The sequence below is a fragment of the Streptomyces fuscigenes genome (genome assembly GCF_021556455.1).
Lineage (GTDB): Bacteria > Actinomycetota > Actinomycetes > Streptomycetales > Streptomycetaceae > Streptomyces > Streptomyces fuscigenes.
Window position 1 is genome coordinate 1 of sequence record NZ_JAKGCV010000352.1, and the last position, 5,888, is coordinate 5,888.

7 protein-coding genes are annotated in these 5,888 nt (G+C 76.1%); 6 read left to right on the plus strand and 1 reads right to left on the minus strand.

Going from position 1 to position 5,888, the window contains the following annotated elements; genetic code table 11:
* Window positions 1-115 precede the first annotated feature (115 nt).
* Window positions 116-955: an ABC transporter ATP-binding protein gene (locus L1885_RS22055; protein WP_235798908.1), complete on the plus strand. Its 840-nt coding sequence runs from the start codon at window positions 116-118 to the stop codon at window positions 953-955.
* A 145-nt stretch (window positions 956-1,100) separates the two neighbouring features.
* Here the strand turns inward: L1885_RS22055 and L1885_RS22060 are convergent, their stop codons facing one another.
* Window positions 1,101-1,451: an SCP2 sterol-binding domain-containing protein gene (locus L1885_RS22060; RefSeq protein WP_235798909.1), complete on the minus strand. Its 351-nt coding sequence runs from the start codon at window positions 1,449-1,451 to the stop codon at window positions 1,101-1,103.
* Window positions 1,452-1,515: 64 nt separating this feature from the next.
* On the opposite strand from L1885_RS22060, the gene L1885_RS22065 reads away from it, so the two are divergent.
* The 5 genes from L1885_RS22065 to L1885_RS22085 form a co-directional block, all read left to right on the plus strand.
* A complete protein-coding gene (locus L1885_RS22065) occupies window positions 1,516-1,836 on the plus strand; it encodes a hypothetical protein (protein WP_235798910.1) in 321 nt (106 codons plus the stop codon).
* A 7-nt stretch (window positions 1,837-1,843) separates the two neighbouring features.
* Entirely contained in the window at window positions 1,844-2,659 is an 816-nt protein-coding gene (locus L1885_RS22070; RefSeq protein WP_235798911.1) for a TlyA family RNA methyltransferase, read from the plus strand.
* Window positions 2,656-3,585: an NAD kinase gene (locus L1885_RS22075; RefSeq protein WP_235798912.1), complete on the plus strand. Its 930-nt coding sequence runs from the start codon at window positions 2,656-2,658 to the stop codon at window positions 3,583-3,585. Before L1885_RS22070 ends, L1885_RS22075 begins: the two co-directional genes overlap by 4 nt.
* Window positions 3,586-3,626: 41 nt before the next feature.
* A complete protein-coding gene (gene recN / locus L1885_RS22080) occupies window positions 3,627-5,369 on the plus strand; it encodes a DNA repair protein RecN (protein WP_235798913.1) in 1,743 nt (580 codons plus the stop codon).
* 168 nt (window positions 5,370-5,537) lie between these two features.
* The coding region (locus L1885_RS22085) for a glycosyltransferase (protein ID WP_372481994.1) at window positions 5,538-5,888 on the plus strand (351 nt) is incomplete at its 3' end.

Here is a 5,888-nt window from a genome sequence, read left to right on the forward strand (position 1 = left end):
CGGCCCGCGCGGCGGTCCCGTGCCCGCACCGGTCCGCGCCGCCCGGGCGGAGGCGGCCGCCCCGCCGGCCCGTCCGGGCCCCGAACCCGAGCCCTCCAGGAGCAGGAGTACGACGATGCAGCGCCTCACCGCTCAGTCACTGACCCTCGGCTACGACAAGCGGGTCATCTCCCGCGACCTGTCCCTGGAGATACCCGACCACTCCTTCACCGTCGTCGTCGGCCCCAACGCCTGCGGCAAGTCGACGCTGCTGCGCGCCCTGTCCCGCATGCTCAGGCCGGAGCAGGGCCGGGTGCTGCTCGACGGCTCCGCCATCCACACCATGCCGGCGAAGAAGGTCGCCAAGACCCTGGGCCTGCTGCCGCAGTCGTCCACCGCGCCCGACGGCATCACCGTGGCCGACCTCGTCGCCCGCGGCCGCTACCCGCACCAGGGCCTGCTGCGCCAGTGGTCCCCCGAGGACGAGCGGATCGTGGGCGAGTCGATGGCCGCGACCCGCATCGGCGAACTCGCCGAGCGCTACGTCGACGAGCTCTCCGGCGGCCAGCGCCAGCGCGTGTGGATCGCCATGGCCCTGGCCCAGCAGACCCCGCTGCTCCTGCTCGACGAGCCCACCACGTACCTGGACATCCAGCACCAGATCGACGTGCTCGACCTGTGCGCGGAACTGCACGAGACCCAGGGCCGCACGCTCGTCGCCGTCCTGCACGACCTCAACCACGCGGCCCGCTACGCCACGCACCTGATCGCGATGCGGGGCGGCAGCGTCGTCGCTCAGGGGCCGCCCGCCGAGGTGGTCACCGCGCCGCTGGTGGAGAAGGTGTTCGGGCTGCGCTGCCAGGTCATCGAGGATCCCGAGACGGGCACCCCCCTCGTCGTGCCCGCGGGTCGGCGCCGCCGGGCCGAGGCCGCCCGCGAGGCGGAACGGGCCGCCCCCGCGCCGCTCCCGAAGTAGGGCGCCGCCGCCTGGGCCGTCCGGGTGCCCGCCGGGCACGGCGGCAGGGGCCGGGGCGCTCCGCTCCCTCTTCCTTCCGTGCCCTCGCACCGCCTCGCGGCGGCCCCCTCGCGGCAGGCAGCGGACCCCCTTGCGGCGGACCGCCCTACAGCAGCGAGCGCAGCCGGAGCAGGTCGCGCAGGGCCGCCTCGAACCTGACCCGGCCCGAGCCCCACGCCACGGCGAAGTTCAGCCGCCCGTCCACGAGGGCGAGCAGGTCGTCCGAGGCCATGGCGAGCCGGATCTGCGCACGCTCGGCGGGCGGGCCGCGGCGCACCGCGTCGTCCACGTCGATCGTGCCGCGGCGCAGGCGCCCGGTGTACGTGAGGCCGAGGTCCGTCACGTGGCAGCTGAGCGTGCGGTCGAGGTCCGCGGCGCCGCGCACGGCGCCGTCCGCGCCGGCGAGGCTCTCCGCGAGCCTGTCGAGCGCGTTCCTGCACTCCTCGGGGGACGCCATCGCCCACGACGCTACGGCATCGGACACCCGCCTGCGCCCGGGGTGATCGCGGTAGCGTTCCGCCATGAGCGACACGTCCCCCGACCACCGCACCGAGGACCCGGAAGAGGCCGCGGAGACGGGCGCGGGCGCACCGCCCGACCCCGACGAGGCGGGGCCCCGGCACCCCGCGCCGGGCCCCGCCGGACCGGCCCCCCTCGGCGTGGAGCGCGCGGCGACCGGCGACGCCCGCGTGGACGCGCGCCTCGCCCGCCTCGCCGACGCCGACCACCTCGCCACCGACGGGCATATCGAGGTGTACGAGGATGTTCACCAGGGGCTGCGTGAGGCGCTCAGCGCGCTGGACGCCCGCCCCGCACCACCCGCGTACGACCACAGGAGCTGAAACCCACGTGGCAGGACTGGCACGCCGGCGCCTCGACGCCGAGCTGGTGCGCCGTGAGCTGGCGCGCTCGCGCGAACACGCCTCCCAGCTGATCGCCGCGGGGCGCGTCACCGTGGGCGGCATGACCGCGACGAAGGCCGCCACGCAGGTCCAGACGAGTGCGGCGGTCGTCGTCACGGAGGACGCGGCCGACCCCGGATACGCCTCGCGCGGCGGCCACAAGTTGGCCGGCGCGCTCGACGCGTTCGGGCCGCTCGGCCTCGCCGTCGAGGGCCGCCGCGCGCTCGACGCGGGCGCCTCCACCGGCGGCTTCACCGACGTGCTGCTGCGCGCGGGGGCCGCGCACGTGATCGCCGTCGACGTCGGCTACGGGCAGCTGGTGTGGGCCCTGCAGAACGACGAGCGGGTGACGGTCAAGGACCGCACGAACGTGCGCGAGCTGACGCTCGAAGCGATCGGGTCCGTCCCCGTCGACCTGGTCGTCGGCGATCTCTCCTTCATCCCGCTCGGGCTGGTCCTGCCGGCCCTCGCCGCGTGCAGCGCCCCGGACGCCGATCTGGTGCTCATGGTGAAGCCGCAGTTCGAGGTGGGCAAGGAGCGCCTCGGCAGCGGCGGTGTGGTGCGCAGCCCCGAGCTGCGGGCCGAGGCGGTGACGGGCGTGGCGCGGCGCGCGGCCGAGCTGGGCCTCGGCGTGCGGGGCGTCACGGCCAGCCCCCTGCCGGGGCCGTCCGGCAATGTCGAGTACTTCCTGTGGCTGCGGGCCGACGCGCCCCCGCTCGACCCGGCGGACGTGCAGCGCGCGGTTTCGGAGGGACCCAAGTGACCAACGCCGCAGACGTCCAAGCGACGGAGCCCGACCGCACGGTGTTCCTGCTCGCGCACACCGGCAGGGCCGCCGCGGTGCGCAGTGCCGAACTCGTCGTCAACGCGCTGGTGGCCCACGGCATCGGCGTGCGCGTCCTGCGCGCGGAGGCCGCCGACCTGCCGCCGCTGCCCACCTCCGTGCGGACGGTGGAGGACGCCACCGCGGACGTCCTCGACGGCTGCGAGCTGCTGATCGTGCTGGGCGGCGACGGCACCCTGCTGCGCGGCGCCGAGTTCGCCCGCGCCTCCGGCGTCCCGATGCTCGGGGTCAACCTCGGCCGGGTCGGCTTCCTCGCCGAGGCCGAGCGCGACGACCTCGCCCGCGTCGTGGACCGCGTCGTGCGCCGCTCCTACGACGTCGAGGAGCGGATGACGATCGACGTCGTCGTCCACAGCAACGGCGACATAGTGCACACGGACTGGGCGCTCAACGAGGCGGCCGTGCAGAAGATGTCGCCCGAGCGGATGCTGGAGGTCGTCCTCGAGATCGACGGCCGCCCGGTCACCGGCTTCGGGTGCGACGGCATCGTCTGCGCGACCCCGACCGGGTCGACGGCGTACGCGTTCTCGGCCGGCGGCCCCGTCGTCTGGCCCGACGTCGAGGCGCTGCTCATGGTCCCGATCAGCGCCCACGCCCTGTTCGCGAAGCCGCTCGTCACCTCGCCGACCACCGTCCTCGCGGTGGAGGTGCAGGCCGACGGCCCGCACGGCGTGCTGTGGTGCGACGGCCGCAGGACGGTCGAGCTGCCCGCGGGCGCCCGCGTGGAGGTGCGGCGCGGGGCCGTCCCGGTACGGCTCGCGCGGCTGCACCACGCGTCGTTCACGGACCGGCTGGTCGCCAAATTCGCACTCCCGGTCTCCGGGTGGCGGGGCGCGCCGCGCTGACGGAATCCCCGTCACGTGGCGGTCGCGGGCTCCCACCTCGTATGGTCGTCACCGTGTTGGAGGAAATGCGGATACGGTCCCTCGGTGTCATCGACGACGCCGTGGTCGAGCTGTCGCCGGGCTTCACGGCGGTGACGGGCGAGACCGGCGCAGGCAAGACCATGGTCGTCACGAGCCTCGCGCTGCTCCTGGGCGGGCGCGCCGACCCAGGACTCGTACGGATCGGCGCCAAGGCGGCCGTGGTGGAGGGCCGGCTCAGACTGCCGGCCGGCGCCCCGGCGGCGGTGCGGGCCGACGAGGCCGGCGCGGAACTCGACGACGGCGCGCTGCTCATCAGCAGGACCGTGTCAGCTGAGGGCCGCTCCCGGGCGCACCTGGGCGGCAGATCGGTCCCCGTGGGCATGCTCGCCGAGCTCGCCGACGAACTGGTCGCCGTGCACGGCCAGACCGATCAGCAGGGGCTCCTGCGCCCGGCCCGCCAGCGCGGCGCGCTCGACCGCTACGCGGGCGACGCCGTCTCCGTGCCCCACGAGAAGTACCTCGCCGCGTACCGGCGGCTGCGGCAGGTCGCCGACGAGCTGGACGAGCTGACCACGCGGGCGCGCGAGCGGGCGCAGGAGGCCGATCTGCTGCGCTTCGGGCTCGGCGAGATCTCCGCCGTCGAGCCGGCCCCCGGCGAGGACGCCGAACTCGCGGCCGAGGCCGAGCGGCTCGGCAACGCGGAGGCGCTCGCCTCCGCCGCGTCCCTCGCGCACGCGGCGCTGGCGGGCGTCCCGGAGGACCCCGAGGCCGTCGACGCGACGACGCTGCTCGGCGCGGCCGGACGGGCGCTCGACGCGGTCCGCTCCCACGATCCGGTCCTCGGGGGCCTCGCCGAGCGGATGGGCGAGATCTCCATTCTCCTGACGGACGTGGCGGGCGAACTTGCCGGATACGCCGACAACCTGGACGCCGATCCGCTGCGCCTGGCCGCGGTCGAGGAGCGCAGGGCCGCCCTGACGGCGCTGACCCGCAAGTACGGCGAGGACATCGCGGCCGTCCTGGCGTGGGCCGAGTCGAGCGCCGCGCGGCTGGGCGAGCTGGAGGGCGACGACGACCGCATCGGCGAGCTGACCGCGGAGCGCGACGCGCTGCGCGACGAGCTCTCGGGACTGGCCCAGGCCCTCACCGACGCGCGCGCGGAGGCCGCGGAGCGGTTCGCCGCCGCCGTCACCGAGGAGCTGGCGTCGCTGGCCATGCCGCACGCCCGGGTCTCGTTCGCCGTCGCGCAGGTGCCGGCCGAGGACGGGATCGAGGTCGGCGGGCGCACGGTGGCCTACGGGCCGCACGGCGCGGACGAGGTCGAACTGCTGCTGGCCCCGCACCCCGGCGCCCAGCCCCGGCCGATCGCGCGCGGCGCGTCCGGCGGCGAGCTGTCCCGGGTGATGCTCGCGGTGGAGGTGGTGTTCGCGGGCTCGGACCCCGTGCCCACGTACCTCTTCGACGAGGTCGACGCGGGGGTCGGCGGCAAGGCCGCGGTCGAGGTGGGCAGGCGGCTGGCCAAGCTCGCCCGCAGCGCCCAGGTCGTGGTGGTCACGCACCTGCCGCAGGTGGCGGCGTTCGCGGACCGGCAGTTGCTGGTGGAGAAGACCAACGACGGTTCGGTCACCCGCTCCGGGGTCACGGTCCTGGAGGGCGAGGACCGCGTCCGGGAGCTGTCCCGCATGCTGGCCGGCCAGTCCGACTCGTCGTCCGCACGGGCCCACGCCGAGGAACTGCTGGCGTCGGCGCGCGAGGACGCCTGAGCGGGGGGCGCCGGACGCGCCCCCGCGCCACGGCGGCGCCGGGGCGCCACGCATCCGCCGCCGGCGGGGGCGCCGAGGGCCTGCGCGCCGCGGGCGGGGCCTCGCGCCCGGCACCGCGGCGCGGCCGGCGAAGCCTTCACCCGCACGGGTGATCCCGTCGGCCGGGTGGTGGCGCGGCGAACTGGCATCCTTGAGGGCGACGGCGCATCCGATCTCGAACCCGGGGAGTCCCCACAGGTGGCACCGCTGCGTACGGTCCAGGTGCTCGGCGGCGCCAGCGCGGGCAGCAGCGCGCACGTCAGGTCCCTCGCGGAGGGCCTCGTCGCCCGCGGGGTGCGGGTGACGGTGTGCGCGCCCGACGAGGTCGAACGCGCCTACGACTTCCACGGCTGCGGGGCCCGGCACGTGCACGTGCCGCGCCGCGGCGACCCTGTGTCCGTGGCGGCGCTGCGGGCCGCCTGCGCGAACGCCGACGTGGTCCACGCGCACGGGCTGCACGCCGCCGCGCGCACCGCGCTC